General features: G+C 72.8%; 16 protein-coding genes. 9 read left to right on the forward strand and 7 right to left on the reverse strand.

Going from position 1 to position 16,856, the window contains the following annotated elements; all coding sequences use genetic code 11:
- Positions 1–8 precede the first annotated feature (8 nt).
- From QQX09_RS08810 to QQX09_RS08835, 6 genes are all read left to right on the forward strand, one after another.
- Positions 9–974 carry a carbohydrate ABC transporter permease gene (locus QQX09_RS08810; RefSeq protein WP_301133583.1) on the forward strand — a complete coding sequence of 322 codons (966 nt, stop codon included), beginning with the start codon at positions 9–11 and terminating at the stop codon, positions 972–974.
- A 1-nt stretch (position 975) separates the two neighbouring features.
- On the forward strand, positions 976–1,869 hold the full coding sequence (locus QQX09_RS08815) for a carbohydrate ABC transporter permease (RefSeq protein WP_301133585.1): 894 nt from the start codon (positions 976–978) through the stop codon (positions 1,867–1,869).
- On the forward strand, positions 1,866–4,136 hold the full coding sequence (yicI, locus tag QQX09_RS08820) for an alpha-xylosidase (RefSeq protein ID WP_301133587.1): 2,271 nt from the start codon (positions 1,866–1,868) through the stop codon (positions 4,134–4,136). The genes QQX09_RS08815 and yicI overlap by 4 nt, the downstream gene beginning before the upstream one ends.
- A gap of 198 nt (positions 4,137–4,334) precedes the next feature.
- Complete coding sequence (gene metZ / locus QQX09_RS08825) at positions 4,335–5,552, forward strand: O-succinylhomoserine sulfhydrylase (protein ID WP_301133589.1); 1,218 nt, start codon at positions 4,335–4,337, stop codon at positions 5,550–5,552.
- A gap of 67 nt (positions 5,553–5,619) precedes the next feature.
- Entirely contained in the window at positions 5,620–6,228 is a 609-nt protein-coding gene (locus QQX09_RS08830) for a hypothetical protein (protein WP_301133591.1), read from the forward strand.
- The gene (locus QQX09_RS08835; protein WP_301133593.1) at positions 6,225–7,370 is read left to right on the forward strand and encodes a PrsW family intramembrane metalloprotease; all 1,146 of its coding nucleotides are present in this window, start codon (positions 6,225–6,227) and stop codon (positions 7,368–7,370) included. The genes QQX09_RS08830 and QQX09_RS08835 overlap by 4 nt, the downstream gene beginning before the upstream one ends.
- A gap of 202 nt (positions 7,371–7,572) precedes the next feature.
- Here QQX09_RS08835 and QQX09_RS08840 read toward each other — a convergent pair whose 3' ends face one another.
- A complete protein-coding gene (locus tag QQX09_RS08840; protein ID WP_301133596.1) occupies positions 7,573–9,909 on the reverse strand; it encodes a heavy metal translocating P-type ATPase in 2,337 nt (778 codons plus the stop codon).
- A 9-nt stretch (positions 9,910–9,918) separates the two neighbouring features.
- The gene (locus QQX09_RS08845; RefSeq protein ID WP_301133599.1) at positions 9,919–10,338 is read right to left on the reverse strand and encodes a heavy metal-responsive transcriptional regulator; all 420 of its coding nucleotides are present in this window, start codon (positions 10,336–10,338) and stop codon (positions 9,919–9,921) included.
- Between the two features lie 87 nt (positions 10,339–10,425).
- Between QQX09_RS08845 and QQX09_RS08850 the strand changes: the two genes are divergently transcribed.
- The gene (locus QQX09_RS08850) at positions 10,426–11,127 is read left to right on the forward strand and encodes an aspartate/glutamate racemase family protein (RefSeq protein WP_301133602.1); all 702 of its coding nucleotides are present in this window, start codon (positions 10,426–10,428) and stop codon (positions 11,125–11,127) included.
- 97 nt (positions 11,128–11,224) lie between these two features.
- Here QQX09_RS08850 and QQX09_RS08855 read toward each other — a convergent pair whose 3' ends face one another.
- Both QQX09_RS08855 and QQX09_RS08860 read right to left on the reverse strand, forming a co-directional pair.
- Positions 11,225–12,907, reverse strand: coding sequence for an amidohydrolase (locus QQX09_RS08855; protein ID WP_301133604.1), 1,683 nt, complete (start codon positions 12,905–12,907; stop codon positions 11,225–11,227).
- Between the two features lie 4 nt (positions 12,908–12,911).
- Complete coding sequence (locus QQX09_RS08860) at positions 12,912–13,895, reverse strand: GNAT family N-acetyltransferase (protein WP_301133606.1); 984 nt, start codon at positions 13,893–13,895, stop codon at positions 12,912–12,914.
- A 181-nt stretch (positions 13,896–14,076) separates the two neighbouring features.
- On the opposite strand from QQX09_RS08860, the gene QQX09_RS08865 reads away from it, so the two are divergent.
- A complete protein-coding gene (locus QQX09_RS08865) occupies positions 14,077–15,105 on the forward strand; it encodes an LLM class flavin-dependent oxidoreductase (RefSeq protein WP_301133609.1) in 1,029 nt (342 codons plus the stop codon).
- A 42-nt stretch (positions 15,106–15,147) separates the two neighbouring features.
- Positions 15,148–15,504, forward strand: a complete 357-nt coding sequence (locus QQX09_RS08870) for a hypothetical protein (protein WP_301133612.1) — start codon at positions 15,148–15,150, stop codon at positions 15,502–15,504.
- Here QQX09_RS08870 and QQX09_RS08875 read toward each other — a convergent pair.
- The 3 genes from QQX09_RS08875 to purS all read right to left on the reverse strand — a co-directional run bounded on the left by QQX09_RS08875 (position 15,477) and on the right by purS (position 16,837).
- Positions 15,477–15,776 carry an antibiotic biosynthesis monooxygenase family protein gene (locus QQX09_RS08875; RefSeq protein WP_301133614.1) on the reverse strand — a complete coding sequence of 100 codons (300 nt, stop codon included), beginning with the start codon at positions 15,774–15,776 and terminating at the stop codon, positions 15,477–15,479. The genes QQX09_RS08870 and QQX09_RS08875 overlap by 28 nt on opposite strands.
- 102 nt (positions 15,777–15,878) lie before the next feature.
- Positions 15,879–16,583 carry a phosphoribosylformylglycinamidine synthase subunit PurQ gene (purQ, locus tag QQX09_RS08880; RefSeq protein WP_301133618.1) on the reverse strand — a complete coding sequence of 235 codons (705 nt, stop codon included), beginning with the start codon at positions 16,581–16,583 and terminating at the stop codon, positions 15,879–15,881.
- Positions 16,580–16,837 carry a phosphoribosylformylglycinamidine synthase subunit PurS gene (purS, locus tag QQX09_RS08885; RefSeq protein ID WP_062530461.1) on the reverse strand — a complete coding sequence of 86 codons (258 nt, stop codon included), beginning with the start codon at positions 16,835–16,837 and terminating at the stop codon, positions 16,580–16,582. The genes purQ and purS overlap by 4 nt, the downstream gene beginning before the upstream one ends.
- Between the last annotated feature and the right edge of the window lie 19 nt (positions 16,838–16,856).

A 16,856-nucleotide genomic window follows, 5' to 3' on the forward strand; every position in this document is an offset into this window, starting at 1 on the left:
GATCCCTCATGACCTCGACCCCCCAGCGCACCCGCACGCGCCGGACCGACGAGGCCGCCCGCATCCCCCAGCGCGGCGGCGGCAAGCTCGGCTACTGGCTCTACCTCATCCCCGGCACCCTGCTCGTCGGGCTCGTGATCTTCTACCCGATCGTGCGCAACGTGCGCCTGAGCTTCTTCCACTGGCGCGGCGGCCGCGCCGAGGAGCAGTTCGCGGGCCTGGAGAACTGGATCGCGCTGTTCGGCGACCAGGAGTTCCTCCAGTCGTTCAAGAACATCGTGCTCGTGATCATCGCCATGGTGATCGTGCCGACCCTCCTCGGCCTCATCATCGCCGCGCTGCTGTTCGACGTGGTCGGCCGCCGCTTCGGCGCCCGCCTGTCGAGCTTCCTACGCGCGACCTACTACCTCCCGCAGATCCTCCCGATCGCGGTCGCCGGCGTCATGTTCAGCTGGATCCTCAAGCCCAACTCCGACGGCGTGCTCAACCAGTTCCTCACCGCGCTCACCGGCAGCGAGGTCACCGTCAACTGGCTCGGGGGCCAGTACTCGACCGCGATGGCCTCCGTCATGGTGCTGATGATCTGGATCCAGATCGGCTACCCCGTCGTCATCTTCATGGCCGCGCTCCAGCGCGTCGACCCGCAGCTGTACGAGGCGGCGGAGCTCGACGGCGCCAACTGGTTCCAGCGCTTCCGCGCCATCACCCTGCCGATGATCCAGCCCGAGGTCTTCGTGGTGGCCCTCACCACCACCATCGCGGCGCTCAAGGTCTTCGCCCCGGTCTTCATCCTCACCGGAGGCGGACCTTCGAAGTCCACGTACGTCCCCTCGTTCTACGCGTACCAGGAGTTCATCCGCGGCACCGACAAGGGCTACGCGGCGACCATCGCCTCCGCCATCACGATCCTCGTGGTCGTGGTCGCCATCATCTTCATCCGCGTGCAGAACCGCGCCGAGCGAAAGGACGCCTGACATGACCGCCGTCGCCCAGGCCCCCGCCCCCGCGCCGCAGTCCCGGGACAAGGACCGCCGCAACAAGGCCCGCCCCCGCACCCCCGCCGAGTGGGTGATGCTGATCCTCGCGATCCTCGGCGCCCTCGCGATCGTGTTCCCGATGCTGCTGCTCCTGCTCAACGCGTTCAAGTCGCCGCAGGACTACGCCAACTCGGGCCCGCTCGACCTGCCCCAGGCGCTCAGCTTCGAGGGCATCAGGACCTTCTGGGAGACCCAGAACTTCCCGCGAGCGCTGTGGAACTCGATCTTCATCTCGACGATGGTCGCGGTCATCGCGGTGGTCGTGTCGGTGCTGAACTCGTTCGCGATCGGCATCGGCCGCGTGCGCGGACGCACGTGGATCGTGCTCGTCTTCCTCATGGCCAACCTGGTCCCCCAGGAGATGCTGTTCGACCCGCTGTTCAAGCTGTACGACGACCTGGGCCTGCTGTCGAACCCGTGGTCCGTGATCCTCACGTTCGTGGTGATCCAGTCCGCGTTCGGCACCTACCTGCTGTCCTCGCTCCTGGGCACGTTCCCCAAGGAGATCCTCGAAGCGGCCTCGGTGGACGGCGCGAGCCGCTGGCGCGTGCTGCGCTCGGTGATCGTGCCCATCGTCCGCCCGACGCTGTCGGTGCTCATGGTGTTCTTCTTCATCTGGACGTGGAACGAGTTCCTGCTCCCGCTGGCCTTCCTCAACACGTCCGACTCGCTCACGGTGCCGCTGCTGCTCGAGCAGCTCAACGGCGAGCGTCAGACGGACACCACGACCCTCATCGCGGGCACGCTCATCAGCATCATCCCGACGATCATCTTCTTCCTCATCTTCCAGCGCACCCTCACGCGCGGCATCACGGCAGGAGCAGTGAAGTGAAGTTCACCGACGGTTTCTGGCAGCGCCGGCCCGGCGTCGACGCCCTCTACGCGGAGGAGGCCTACGACGTGTGGGCGGAGGACGGCACCCTCACGGTGCACGCGCCCACGCGGGTCATCCGGTCGCGCGGCGACGTGCTCAACCGCGCGATGCTCACCGTCACCCTCACGTCCCCGCTCGAGGGCGTCGTCAAGGTGCGGATCGACCACCACCAGGGCGCGCATCGTTCCCCCGGCTTCCGCATGCCGGGCGCCGTCGAGGGCGCGGGCACCGCGCAGGTGGACGATGCGGGCGGCACCCTCACGTCGGGCCGCCTCACCGCGCGCATCGCCAAGGGCGCGCCGTGGCGCCTCGACTTCGAGGTGGACGGCGAGCGGATCACCGGCTCGGGGCATCACTCGGTCGGGTACATGACGCTCGCGGACCACGCGTCCGTGGCCGCCGAGCCCACCGGCGCCACCGGCTACAGCGCGACCGGGCTCGCCCCGCATCGCGCCTACGTGCACGAGCAGCTCGACCTCGACGTCGGCGAGACCGTGTACGGCCTGGGCGAGCGCTTCGGCCCGTTCGTCAAGAACGGTCAGAGCGTCGACATCTGGAACGCCGACGGCGGCACCAGCTCCGAGCAGGCGTACAAGTCGGTGCCGTTCTACCTGTCCTCCAAGGGCTACGGCGTGCTGGTCAACCACCCCGAGCACGTGAGCTTCGAGGTCGGCTCCGAGGCGGTCGAGCGGGTCCAGTTCTCGACCGCGGGCGAGTCGCTCGAGTACCTGGTCTTCGCCGGCCCCACCCCCGCCGAGGCGGTGTCGCGCTACACCGCGCTGCTGGGCCGGCCTCCGCGCGTGCCGGACTGGTCGTTCGGGCTGTGGCTGTCGACGTCGTTCACGACGGACTACGACGAGGAGACCGTCACCTCGTTCGTGGACGGCATGCGCGAGCGGGACATCCCGCTGTCGGTGTTCCACTACGACTGCTTCTGGATGCGCGAGTTCAACTGGACCGACGGCGTGTGGGACGAGCGCGTGTTCCCCGACCCCGACGGCATGCTCCGCCGCATGCACGACGACAAGGACCTCCACGTGTCCGCGTGGATCAACCCCTACATCGCGCAGCGCGGCCGCATGTTCCGCGAGGGGATGGAGAAGGGATACCTGGTCAAGCGTGCCGACGGCACCGTGTGGCAGTGGGACCAGTGGCAGGCCGGCATGGGGCTGGTGGACTTCACCAACCCCGAGGCGCGGGCCTGGTTCCAGGACTTCATCCGCACCCTGGTCCGCCAGGGCGTCGACGCGATCAAGACGGACTTCGGCGAGCGCATCCCCACCGACGTGGTGTGGCACGACGGCTCGCGCCCCGAGACCATGCACAACCTCTACACGCAGCTCTACAACGAGGCCGTGTGGGAGGCGCTGGTCGAGGAGAAGGGCGAGGGCGAGGCCGTGCTGTTCGCGCGGTCCGCGACCGCCGGCGGCCAGACGATGCCGGTCCACTGGGGCGGCGACAACACCTCGTCCTACGTGTCGATGGCGGAGACGCTGCGCGGCGGGCTGTCGCTCATGAGCTCGGGCTTCGGCTACTGGAGCCACGACATCGGCGGCTTCGAGGGCACCCCCGACGCGGGTGTGTTCAAGCGCTGGCTGGCCTTCGGCCTGATGTCCACGCACTCGCGCCTGCACGGCAGCGGCTCGTACCGCGTGCCGTGGGCCTTCGACGACGAAGCCGTCGACGTCGCGCGGCTGTTCACCAAGCTCAAGCTGTCGCTCATGCCGTACCTGTACGCCGCATCGGTCCAGACGTCGGCGACCGGCCTGCCGATGATGCGCCCGATGTTCCTCGCGTTCCCCGGCGACCCCGCGACGCAGCACCTCGACCGGCAGTACATGCTGGGCGACTCGCTGCTGGTGGCGCCGGTGATGTCCGCGTCGGGCACGGTCGACGTCTACCTGCCCGAGGGCACGTGGACGTCGCTGCTCACCGGCGAGCGTGTGGAGGGCGGGCGGTGGGTCCGCGAGACGCACGGCTTCGACTCGATGCCGCTGTACGTGCGCCCCGGCGCCGTGCTCGCGCGCGGCACGCGCGACGACCGCCCCGACTACGACTACCTCGACGAGGTCGAGCTGGTGGTCTACCCGGGCGGGCCCGGCGCCCGGTCCGTCGAGCTCCACGCGTCCGATGGCTCGAGCGACGCCGTCACCGTCGTGTCCCGCGACGGCTCGCTCACGGCCACCGGCGCCTCCGGCCGCGCGTACGCGGTCCGCGAGGCCTGAGGACGATGCGGCGGCCGGGCCCCACTCCTTCCCGGCCGCCGCATCGTCCTCCCCGTCGCCTTCCCACCGCGCTGCGGGGAGCCGAGCGACGGTTCTGAGAGGTTCGTGACTCCTGCGGGGAGCTGAGCGACGCGCGCGCTGATACAGGGGTGCCACCGAGGGCTGGGGCGGCCCGCGACGCGCCGGTAGCCTGAGCCCATGACCTCGGAAGACGCCCCGCAGCTCCGTCCCGACACCCTCGCCGTCCGTGCCGGCCACGTCCGGACGCCGTTCGACGAGATGTCCGAGGCGATCTTCATGACCCAGGGCTACGTCTACCCCACCGCGCGCGAGGCGGAGGCGGCCTTCGCGGGCGAGATCGAGCGCTACCAGTACTCGCGCTACGCCAACCCGACGGTCACGATGTTCGAGACCCGCCTCGCCGCGATCGAGGGCGCCGAGGACTGCTTCGCGACCGCGACCGGCATGGCGGCGGTCTTCGTGGCCCTCGCGTCGATCCTGCGCCAGGGCGACCGCCTGGTCGCGTCGCGCGCGCTGTTCGGCACGTCGATCGCGACCTTCGACGAGTACTTCGCCGGCTGGGGCATCCGGATCGACTACGTCGACGGCCACGTCAACGAGGACTGGGAGCGCGCGCTCGCCGAGCCCGCCACCGCCGTGTTCTGCGAGTCCCCGACCAACCCCATGCAGGACGTCGTCGACCTCCCGTTCGTGGCGGGCCTCGCGAAGCGGGCCGGCGCGCTGTTCATCGTCGACAACGTGTTCGCGACGCCGCTCGGCCAGAAGCCGCTGGAGCTGGGCGCGGACGCCGTCGTGTACTCCGCGACCAAGCACATCGACGGCCAGGGGCGCGTGCTCGGCGGCGCCGTGCTGGGCGACAAGGAGTACGTCGACAAGGTCCGCCAGATGGTGCGCACCATGGGCGCCACCATGTCGCCCTTCACCGCGTGGGTGCTCGGCAAGTCCCTCGAGACGCTCGCCGTGCGCGTCAAGGCGCAGGCCGCATCGGCCCTCGACCTGGCCGCCTGGCTGGAGGCGCACCCCAAGGTCGCGATCGCGCGCTACCCGCTGCTGCCGTCGCACCCGCAGCACGTGCGCGCCACGCGCCAGATGACGCTCGGCGGCACCCTCGTCACCATCGACATCGCGCTGCCCGAGGGCGTCGACCCGCACGGGCCCGAGGCGAAGGCGGCCACCTTCCGCTTCCTCGACGCCCTCCAGGTCATCGACATCTCCAACAACCTGGGCGACGCCAAGTCGATCGCGACCCACCCCGCGACCACCACGCACCGCAAGCTCGGTCCCGAGAAGCGCGCCGCGGTCGGGATGTGCGAGGCGACGGTGCGGCTCAGCATCGGCCTCGAGGACGTCGAGGACCTGCGCGAGGACCTTGCGCGCGCGCTCGACGCGATCTGACGGGCGCCCGGCGTGACCGGTCGGGACGCCAGGAGAGGGGACGGGCCCGCGTGCTAGCGTCGCGACCATGAGCAGCGGCGCCGCCTCCGCCGCTGATGCGGCGTCCCAGGGCCAGGCCCAGCCGCTGTCCGTGCGGCTCATCGGGCGCGGCTCGCTGGCGGGCGCCGTCGTCATCGTCGCCGTCGCGCTGATCTACGCGGTGGTGCTCCCCGCGGTCGCCGACGTCCTGTCCGCGCCGCCGCCGCCGCAGACCATCGAGATCGGAGCCGGCGCGACCGTCACCACCTCGTCCGACTGGTCCGTCTCCGTGTCGCATCCGGGCATCACCACGCTCACCCAGGACGGCGCGACGCTCGCCATCACCACACCGCACGCCTCGGACCTCCACCCCGCGCAGGCGATCGCGACCGTCACCGAGCAATGGGTCGCGCAGGCCGAGGCCGACGGCCAGGGCATCGTCGCGCCGCAGCCCCGCGCCTTCACCACCACGGCGGGGGACGATGCGGCGACCGTCACCCTCCAGGAGCCGCTCCAATCGCGTCAGGCCTGGGCCGTGTCCGACGGCACGCAGCAGGTCATCATCCTGCTCACCGCGCCGCCCGCGGCGTGGGAGAGCACGAACGCGTCGGCGCAGTCGCTGGTGCGCTCGCTGCGGTTCGCGGAGGCGGGCTCATGACCACGGCCCCGCGCATGCGCGGGAGCATGCCGAGACCACGCACCTCGACGTTCATCGACACCCGCTCGTGGGTGTTCTGGACGTCGATCGCGCTCGGCTTCGGCGCCTTCGCCCAGGTGGCGCCGCTCGTGCTCGAGTCGCTGCTCGCCAACCCCGCCTCGGGAGCGCTGTCCGCCGCGCTATGGACCGTGTACGGCCTGGTGTTCGCCACGACCGTGTACCTGCTCGAGCTCTACGAGAGGCGCCCCCTCGTCAACGTGGCCGGCGCGCTGCTGTGGGGGGCGATCGTCGCGGTCGGGGTGTCGCGCATCGGCGGTCCGGCGATGCACTCGATCGTGGGCGACTGGCTGGGCGACGGCTCGTCGTGGGTGTCCGCGGTCGCGGCGCCGCTGGTCGAGGAGCCGCTCAAGGCGCTCGGCATCGTCGCGCTCGCGCTCATCCCGGGCGCCCGCATCCGGACCGTCGCGGACGGCGCGTTCTACGGCGCCATGATCGGCCTGGGCTTCCAGGTGGTCGAGGGCTTCCTCTACACGGCGCGCACCGCCGCGCTGTCGGGCGACGCGATGGACACGGTGTGGCAGATGTTCGTGCTGCGCGGCATCGTCGCCGGCCTGTGGAGCCATGCGGCGTTCTCGGCGATCGCGGGGGCGGGCATCGCGTACTTCTTCGTGTCGACCGGTCCCGCGTGGCGGCGGTGGGCGATCGCGCTCGGCTCGCTCACCGCGGCGATGATCCTGCACGGCCTGGTGAACTCGCCGCTCATCCACGGCTCGCAGGTGACGGCCGCTCTCATCAAGGGCGTGCCGATCGTCATCGTGCTCGCCACGACCATCCACGTGGGCCGGCTGCGCGAGCGGGCGATCTTCGCGCGGATGGCGCGGGTCACCGTGCCCGACCACCTCGTCAGCCCCGCGGACTTCGAGGTGCTGTCGACCCGGCGGCGGCGCCAGCACGCGCGCGCCGACATGCGGGAGCGTCACGGCGCGCAGGCCGCGCGCGACCTGCATCGGCTCCAGCGCGCCCAGCTCGCGCTGCTGGTGGCCGCGCACTCGGACGGGATGGTCTCGGCCCGCGCGGCCGAGGCGGCGGGCTGGGTCACGGCCGCGCGCTCGGCGCTCGCGTGGTCCGTCGTGGGGCGCTGATCGCGCGACACACCCGGCCCCGCCCCACCCCCGCCCCTAGGAATGGGTAGATGGTGGTCGCTTCTCGCGGGTCTGCGCGCTTCATGGGTGGATCAGTGTCGCCGCACCTCGCGACACCGACAACCATCCACCACTGAGGCGCGCGAACCTTTCAGAACCGACACTCACCTACCCATTCCGCAGGGTGCGGGAAGCGGGGAGCTCAGCGACGCTGGAAGCCCCGCAGGCGCAGCGAGTTGCCCACGACGAACAGGCTCGAGGCCCCCATCGCGCCCGCGGCGATCATCGGGTCGAGCACACCCACCGCCGCGAGCGGGATCATGCACACGTTGTACGCGAACGCCCAGAAGAGGTTGCCGCGGATGGTCGCGTAGGTGCGCCGCGACAGCGCGATCGCGTCCGCCGCGGCCCGCGGGTCGCCGCCCACGAGCGTGAGGTCCGAGGCCTCGCGCGCGACGTCCGCGCCCGTGCCGATCGCGATCCCCAGGTCCGCGGCCGCGAGCGCGGGGGCGTCGTTGACGCCGTCGCCGACCATCGCGACGCGCCGTCCCCCTGCCTGCAGCTCCCGGATCACGTCCTCCTTGTCGCCCGGCAGCACCTCGGCGATGACCCGGTCGATGCCGAGCGCCGCCCCCACGGCGTCCGCCGCGCGCCGGTTGTCGCCGGTCAGCAGCACCACGTCGACGTCGAGCGCGTGGAGCGCCTCGACCGCCTCGGGAGCGGTGCCCTTGATGCGGTCGCGGACGGCGATCGCGGCCTCGGCCGCGAGCGCGGTGCGCGTGAGGGTGGACGATGCGCCGGCGGCGGTGCCGCCGAGCAGCCCTCCCCCGAGCGGCGCCTGACGGCCGGCGAAGACGACCGTCTCACCCCGCTCCTCGCGCTCGACGGCCCACGCGGCGAGCGTGGGCGGCACCTCGTCGAACAGGCGCCGCGACCCGACGGTGACGTCCGCGTGCGCGCCGTCCGCACCGGCCTTCTGGACGGTCGCGGTGACGCCCTGACCCGGGGTCGAGCGGAAGCCCTTGAGCGGGATCCGGCCGTCCCGGGACGCCGCGATCGCGGCGGCGACGGGGTGCTCCGAGCGAGCCTCGACCGAGGCGACGGCGTCGAGCAGCGCGGCCGCCGCATCGTCCCCCATCCCGGGGGCCGTGGAGGCGACGACCTCCATGCGACCCTCGGTCACGGTGCCGGTCTTGTCGAGCACCACGGTCTGGAGCGAACGCGCATCCTCGAGGGCCTGCGCGCCGCGCACGAGGATGCCGAGCTGCGCACCGCGCCCGGTGCCGACCATGATCGCGAGCGGCGTCGCGAGGCCCATCGCGCACGGGCAGCTGATGATGAGCACCGCGACGGCGGCCGTGATCGCGGACCCGAGGTCGCCGGTCGCGAGCAGCCAGACGACGAGCGTGACGGCGGCGATCCCGATGACGGCGGGCACGAAGACGGCGGAGACGCGGTCGGCGAGCCGCTGCAGCCGCGCCTTCCCGGCCTGCGCCTCGTCGACCATGCGGGCGATCTGCGCGAGCATCGTCTCCTCGCCCACGCGGGTGGCCTCGACGGTGAGCGTGCCGTCGGCGGCGATCGTGCCGCCCACCACCTCGGTCCCGGGGCGCGCGGCGACGGGTACGGGCTCGCCGGTGACGAGGCTCGCGTCGACGGCGGCCGCGCCGTCCACGACCACGCCGTCCGTCGCGACGGCCTCGCCGGGACGCACCAGGAACCGCATGCCGACGCCGAGGGCGTCGCGTGGGATCTCGGTGCCGTCCTCGAGCGTGACGGTGGCACTCTGACGGGCGCCGAGCGCGCGGATGGCGTCGCCCGCGCGCGCGGTGGAGCGCACCTCGAGCCACTTGCCCAACAGGATGAGCGCGACGATGACGGCGCCGGTCTCGAAGTAGACGTGGGCGTGCGCGGGACCCGCGAGGAGCGTCCACATCGACCACAGCCACGCCACCGAGGTGCCGAGGCTCACGAGCGTGTCCATCGTGGTGGTGCGGTGACGCGCGCCCTTCCAGGCGGAGACGTGGAACGGCCACGCGGCCCACCACACGACCGGGGTCGCGAGCAGCGCGGCCCACCACTCCCAGCCCTCGAACTGAAGCGCGGGGACCATCGACACGAGCGCGACGGGGACGGTCAACGCGGCGGCGACGAGGAAGCGGCGGCGGTAGTCGGCGATGCGGCGCGCGTCGTTGGCGGCCTGGGCGGCGGCCTCGTCCTCGCGCGAGGAGGGACGATGCGCGGGATCGGCGCCGCCCTCCGGCGCCGCGCCCGCGGGCCGGGTGAGGACCTGGTAGCCGAGCCCGGTGATGGCGGCGCGCATGGCCTCCTCGAGCTCGTCCCGGTCGAGCGTGCCGTCGGGACGCACGGTGGCGCGGCGGGTCGCGATGTTGACGTCGGCGGCGCCGACGCCCGGCAGGATCGCGAGCCCGCGCTGGATGCCGGAGGCGCAGCCGGCACAGGTCATGCCGCCGACGGCGAGGTCGATGGTCGGCTCGTCGGCCTCGGCGGGGGTCTCGGGAGCGGTGTCGGTGCTCATGCGGGCAGGCTAGACCTTGCCCTCGGCGGGAAGGTCAAGCGCCAGCACCTGGCAGCGGTGCGGGTCGGTGCAGTCCTCGGGGTCCAGGGTGTCGGCGCGACGGGCGAGCGCGGTGAGCTCGGCCTTCGCGGCGAGCAGGCTGGCGATCTGCGCGTCGATGTCCCGCAGGTGCCGCTCGACGGTGGCACGGCTGTGCTCGCACGTGCTCTCGCCGCGCTCCTTCATGTGGAGGATCCCGCCCGCCTCGGCGAGCGTGAGCCCCGAGGCCTGGGCGTCGCGCACGAAGCGCAGCCGCTCGAGCGCCTCGTCGTCGTACTCGCGGTAGCCGTTGGCGCGCCGCTCGGGCGCGGGCAGCAGCCCGATGCTCTCGTAGTAGCGCACGGTCTTGGCGGTGACGCCCCCGCGGGAGGCGAGCTCTCCGATCTTCATCCTTACAGCGTACTGGAGGGTTCGCATCGCTCCAAGGGTCCAACGGCCCGCCCGCCGGCACCGATGCCTCTCGCTAGGGTCGGGAGCATGCGCACCGCTCCCCGCCGCATCGGCCTGCTCGGCGGCATCACCTGGCACTCGACCCTCGTCTACGAGACCCTCCTGCACGAGGGGGTCGCGGCAGCCCTGCCCGGCCGCACGGCGGACCTGGCGATCCGGCACTACGACTTCGGCGCGGTCGCGGCCGCGCAGGAGGCGGGCGACTGGGACGGCCTCGCCGCGACCTTCGGGGCCGACGCGCGGTGGCTGGTGGACGGCGGGGCCGAGGCCATCGTCATCTGCGCCAACACCATGCACGTGATCGCGGACGAGGTGCAGGAGGCGGCGGGCGTGCCCGTCCTCCACATCGTCGACGAGACCGCCGCCGCGATCCGCGCCGCGGGCCTCGACACCGTCGCGCTGCTGGGCACCGGCTTCACCATGCGGATGCCGTTCTACCGCGAGCGGCTCGCCGCAGGCGGGGTCGAGGCGCTGGTCCCCGACGAGCCGCGGCTGAGCGACGTGCACGACCTCATCTACGACAGGCTCGCGCGCGGCATCGTGGACGATGCGGGCCGCACCCTGGCGCGCGAGGCCGCCGACGAGCTGGTGGCGCGCGGAGCGCAGGGCGTGATCGCGGGCTGCACCGAGATCCCCATGGTGATGACGGCCGACGACGTCGACGTGCCGTACTTCGACGCGCTCGCACTGCACGCCGAGGCCGCGGTGAGGTTCGCACTGGAGGACTAGCGGCGCGGGGCGTCACGATTCCTCACGGTGGGGCGATGCGGCAGGCCGGAACCGTCACGAAGCCTCACGATTGCGCGGCGACTCGCGGTGTGAGGCGTCAGGGAGCGGCGGGCGCCGCTGCCTCGCGGTGGACGATGCGGCCGTCGAGCACGGTCACGGCGGTGCGGGTGGAGGCGATGTCCCGCGGGTCGCCGGCGAACGGGTCCCGCGACGCGACGCACACGTCCGCCCGGGCGCCCACCTCGAGCGTGCCCGAGCCTCCCTCGCCGCCGAGCCCGAGCAGCCGGTGCGAGCCCGCGGTGTACGCGCGCAGCGCGACGTCGAGCGGGAGCGCCTCGTCGGGCAGCAGCGGCTCCGCGTCGGATCCCGGCGCCTGCCGGGTGACCGCGACGTGGATGGCCTGCCACGGGTCGTAGGTCGAGACCGGCCAGTCCGAGCCCATCGCGAGCGCGGCGCCGGCGCGCAGGAACGAGCCGAAGGGGTACTGCCACGCCGCGCGGCGCGCGCCCAGGATCGGGAGCGTGAGCTCGGTCACCTGGGCCGAGCTGCATGCCCACAGCGCCTGCATGTTCACGGTGACGCCGAGCGCGGCGAAGCGGGGCACGTCGACCGGGTCGACCACCTGGACGTGCGCGATGTGGTGACGGCGGCGTCCGCGCACCGCGGCAGGCAGCGCCTCGACGGCGTCGAGCGCATCCGTGACCGCGCGGTCCCCGATCGCGTGGAAGTGCAGCGCGAAGCCCTCCGCGGCCGCCGCGGCCGCCACCGCGAACAGGACGTCGCGCCCGAAGTACGCGATGCCGCGCCCGTCCCCGTCCCCGTCGACGGCGCAGTCGCAGCCGTCGACGAGGTAGGGCTCGGCGAGGGCGGCGGTGCGGTTCTCGGCGACCCCGTCGACCATGATCTTGACGGTGGCGGTGTCGAAGCCTCGGGCGGCGTCGCGGTCCCGGCGGCGCGCCAGGTCGGCGACGACGGCCGGCACGGTGTCGAGCGTGACGTCGCGCGGCACCCACAGTGCGCCGGAGACCCGGGCCGCGAGCACGCCGCCCTCGATGAGGTCGCCGTACGTGGGCGAGGCGTCGACGTGGCCGCCGTAGTCGCCCACGATCGCCTCCTGCCACGCCGTGACACCCGCGCGCAGCAGGGCGTCGGCGCCGGCGGCGAGGCCGGCGCGCAGCTCGTCGTCCGTGCGCGTTGGCAGGTGCGCGGAGACCAGGGACATGGCGCCCTCGTGCAGCGTGCCGGTCGGGTTGCCAGCCGCATCGCGCTCGATCCGGCCGTCCTCCGGGTCCGGAGTGGAGGCGTCGATGCCCGCCGCGCGCAGCGCGGCTGTGTTGACCCAGGCGCCGTGGTGGTCCGCGTTGACCAGGAAGGCGGGCACGTCGCCGGTGACCGCGTCGAGCGCCGCGGCCGTCGGCGTGCCGCCGGGGTGGTCCGCCATGTGCCAGCCTCCGCCGACGATCCACGGGCCGTCCTGCTCGGCGGCGTACGCGGCCACGCGCGCGAGGCACGCCTCCGCGCCGTGGGCGCCGCTCACGTCGAGCCCGATCGACTCGAGGCCGCCCATCGCGGTGTGGACGTGCGCATCGGCGAAGCTCGGGTGGACCAGGCCACCGGCCGCGTCGACCATCTGCGCGCCCGCCGCATCGTCCCGTGCCGCCAGGACGTCGCCGTCGCCGAGCGCGCGGATGCGGCCGTCCACGACGAGCACCGCGTCGCCGGCGAGGCGCGCACCGTCCGACCAGAGGACACCGTCGCGGACGAGCAGGGTCCCCGTCACGCCGTCACCATCCCGCCGCGTCGAGGACGTCGGCCGCGGACTCGTCGGGCGTGCGCCCGCTGTTCTCCACCACCGCGTCGTCGATCCCGAGCGCCTCGAGCTCGTCGCCCTGCTCCCCGGTGCGCGGGACGGCCCAGTCGAGCCAGCGCTCGGAGGTCTCGCGCCGGCGCAGCCTCGCGATCCGCTCCTCGAGCGGCGCCGTCACCCTCACCACGGTCACCTCGGCCGGCCCGCCCGGACCGGCGAGCGCGTGCGACAGCGCCGTGCGGTCCTCGGCCTCCTCCAGGATCCGCGGCATCACCAGCAGCCCGAAGCCGCGCCGGCGGTGGACCGGCGCGAGGGCGGCGAGGGCCTCCAGGAGCAGCGCCTGGTTGACCATGTCCCCCGGCGGGGACGGGTACGCCTCGCACAGGGTGTCGGCGTCGAGGAGCACGGTGCGGGCGCCGCGCAGCGCGAGCGCCGTGTGGACGGATTCCGCCACCGAGGTCTTGCCCGCCCCCATCGCACCCGTGAGCACGAGCACCCTGACCGGCAGGTCGAGCCCGAAGCAGACCGAGTCCGGCTCGTCCTTGTACTCGCCGTATCCGGGGATGCGGCCGTAGCCCAGGCGGTCGTAGAGGGCGAGCGCCTCGGGCTGCTCGGTCCCGGACTCGAGGACGATGCGCGTCGCGCCCGCCCGGCGGGCGATGGCCTCGGCGGCGCCCATCATCACCTTCGAGTGGCCGTGACCGCGATGCCCGGGACGGACGAACAGGCGCTTGAGCTCGATCGAGCCGGCGCCGGTCGGGTACGGCGACCAGCGCAGCACGGCGCTCGCGACCGGCTCGCCGTCCTCGGCGTAGCCGACGAGGGAGTCGACGAGGGTCGGGAACGACGTCTCGAGCACGAGGTCCGGGGAGTCGTACCGGAGCGCGAGGTCCGCCTGCTGCTCGGCCCACAGGGCGTGCGCGTCGGGGCTGTCGGGCGTGACGCGACGGACCGTGATCATGGGCTCAGGGTAGCGACGGGGACGCTCGCAGCCCGCGGACATTCCGCACGGAGTTGGCCGCGACACGCCGCGGATCGCGCGGGAGAATGGGCAGGGAGACGGCGTGTCGACTCGGGATCCGTGCGCACTGTCGGGCGCTAGGGTGGCAGTTTGGATGACACGTCAACCTAAGGAGGCGCGGGTGCGCAAGGTCGGATTCCTGTCGTTCGGTTGGTGGTCCGCGGCGCCCGGATCGAAGGTGCGCACCGCCGAGGAGGCGATGACGGACACGATCCGTCTGGCCGAGGCGGCCGAGGACGCGGGCATCGACGGCGCGTGGATCCGCGTGCACCACTTCGAGCAGTGCCTCTCCTCGCCGTTCCCGCTGCTCGCCGCGATGGGCGCGCGTACCTCGCGGATCGAGCTCGGCACCGGCGTCATCAACATGCGGTACGAGAACCCGCTGTACATGGCCGAGGCCGCCGCGACCGCGGACCTCGTCGCCGGCGGCCGGCTCCAGCTCGGGGTGTCGCGAGGCAGCCCGGAGCCCGCCGCGGACGGTCCGGCGGAGTTCGGCTACCCGCTGGGCTTCGGCGACAGCCCGTCGGCGGACGCCGCGCGGCGTATCGCGCGGTTCCGCGAGGCGATCGCCGGCGAGGGCATCGCGCCGGCGGGGCCGCGGGCGCACGTGCGTGCGGGCGAGCTGCTGCCGATCCAGCCCCACTCCCCCGGCCTGTCGGACCGGATCTGGTACGGCGCCGGCGGCATCGAGTCGGGCCGGCGCGCGGGCGAGCTCGGCATGCACCTCATGTCCTCGACGCTCGTGCTCGAGGCGACCGGCGAGCCGCTGGGAGTGGTGCAGGCCCGCCAGCTCGAGGCGTTCCGTCAGGCATGGCGCGAGGCCGGCCACGCGGGCGAGCCGCGGACCTCGGTCTCGCGCAGCATCATGCCCATCGTCGACGACGTCACCGACACCTACTTCCACCCGTACCTCGAGCGCGACCGCCTCGGCGGCAACCGCGACCAGATCGGCGAGATCGACAACACCGTGTCGACGTTCGGCAAGACGTACGTGGGCGACCTCGACAAGCTCGAACGGGAGCTGCGGGAGGACGATGCGGTGATGACCGCGGACACCCTGCTCGTCACGGTCCCCAACCAGCTGGGTGCGGACCTCAATCGCACGACCTTCGGTGCGCTCGCCGAGCTTCGCGACCGCCTCGCACGCTGAACGAGGCTTGAGCCAGGGACGATGCGCCGCTAGCGTCGGGGCATGATCCGAGCGCTGGAGCGGCTCGCCGCACCGCTCGCGGGCGCCTCGACGCTGACCCTCGCGGGCGGGGGCGCGTGGTTCGCGCTCGACGGGTGGGCGTCGCTCGATCCGGCGTGGATGCCCGCGATGGTCGCGTGCCTCGTGGCCGGCATCGCGGCCTCCGCTCTCGCCCTGGTGTGGGCCGCGCGGGGCGCGTGGCACCTCGCGGCGCCCGCGGCGCTGGCCGCGATGGCGGTGCCCACCGGGTTCGCGTACGCGGGCAACGCGCTCACGCTCGCGCTCGGCGTGGTCGCGGGTGCGCTGGCGGTCGCGACCCGCGCGCGGAGGCGTCAGCCCGCGAGGTCGACCGCGCGGTAGTGCGGGACGGGCGGCAGCTCGACGTAGAACGGGTGGAGCAGCCGGCGCCACTCCTGGTAGTCGGCCGACCCACGGAACCCGGCCTCGTGGTCCTCGAGCGTCTCCCACTCGACCGTGAGCAGGTACGTCGCCGGGTCCTCGATGCCGCGCTTGAGCGAGTGGGCCAGGTAGCCGCGCTGGCGGGCGATGATCGGCGAGGCCTCCCGGAAGGCGGCCTCGTAGGCGGCTTCGCGGCCGGGGTGGACGCGGAGGATCACGGACTCGGTGATCATGAGGCTCCCTGGAAAGTCGCTCAGCTCCCCGCAGGAGTCGAGAACCTCGCGAAACCGTCGCCCAGCTCCCCGCAGCGGGGACGGCTCACCGGCGCCGCGAGATCAGGCGGTCGCGAGCAGGTTCTTGATGGCGGAGGTGAAGAACGCGAGGCCGTCGGTGCCGGTGCGGCCGGACTCGCGCGAGTCGGGGCCGAAGCCCGCCTCGACCGCGTGCTCCGGGTGCGGCATCAGGCCGACCACGTTGCCGCGCTCGTTGGTGATGCCGGCGATGTCGCGACGCGAGCCGTTCGGGTTCCAGCCCACGTAGCGGAAAGCGACGCGACCCTCGGCCTCGAGCATGTCGAGCGTGTACTCGTCCGCGACGTACTGGCCGTCCTGGTTCTTCAACGGGATGACGATCTCCTCGCCGTCCCGGTACTCCGAGGTCCAGGAGGTCTCCGCGTTCTCGACGCGCAGCGTCTGGTCGCGGCAGATGAAGTGCAGGTGCTCGTTCTTGACCATCGAGCCGGGCAGCAGGTGCACCTCGGTGAGGACCTGGAAGCCGTTGCAGATGCCCAGCACCGGCAGGCCGCCGTGCGCGGCGTCGACGAGCTTCTCCATGATGGGAGCGAAGCGTGCGATCGCGCCGGCGCGCAGGTAGTCGCCGTACGAGAAGCCGCCGGGCAGCACCACCGCGTCGACGTCCTTGAGGTCGCCGTCGTTGTGCCACAGCGGCACGGCCTCGGCACCGGCGAGGCGCACGGCGCGCGAGGCGTCGCGGTCGTCGAGCGTGCCGGGGAAGGTGACGACGCCGATGCGCGCGGTCACGCCGACTCCTGCGCGACCGTCACCTCGACGACGTCCTCGATGACGGGGTTGCTGAGGAGGGTCTCGGCGGCCTGGCGGACCTTGGCGAGGACCTCATCGGTCACCTCGCCGTCGACGGTGAGCTCGAAGCGCTTGCCCTGACGGACCTGCGCGACGCCGTCGAAGCCGAGGCGGGGAAGGGCTGCGCCGACCGCCTTGCCCTGCGGGTCGAGGATCTCGGGCTTGGGCATGACGTGGACGAGGATCGTGGCCATGGCGTGGATTCTACCGGCG

The organism is Demequina litoralis, from assembly GCF_030418455.1.
In the GTDB taxonomy this organism is placed as follows: domain Bacteria; phylum Actinomycetota; class Actinomycetes; order Actinomycetales; family Demequinaceae; genus Demequina; species Demequina litoralis.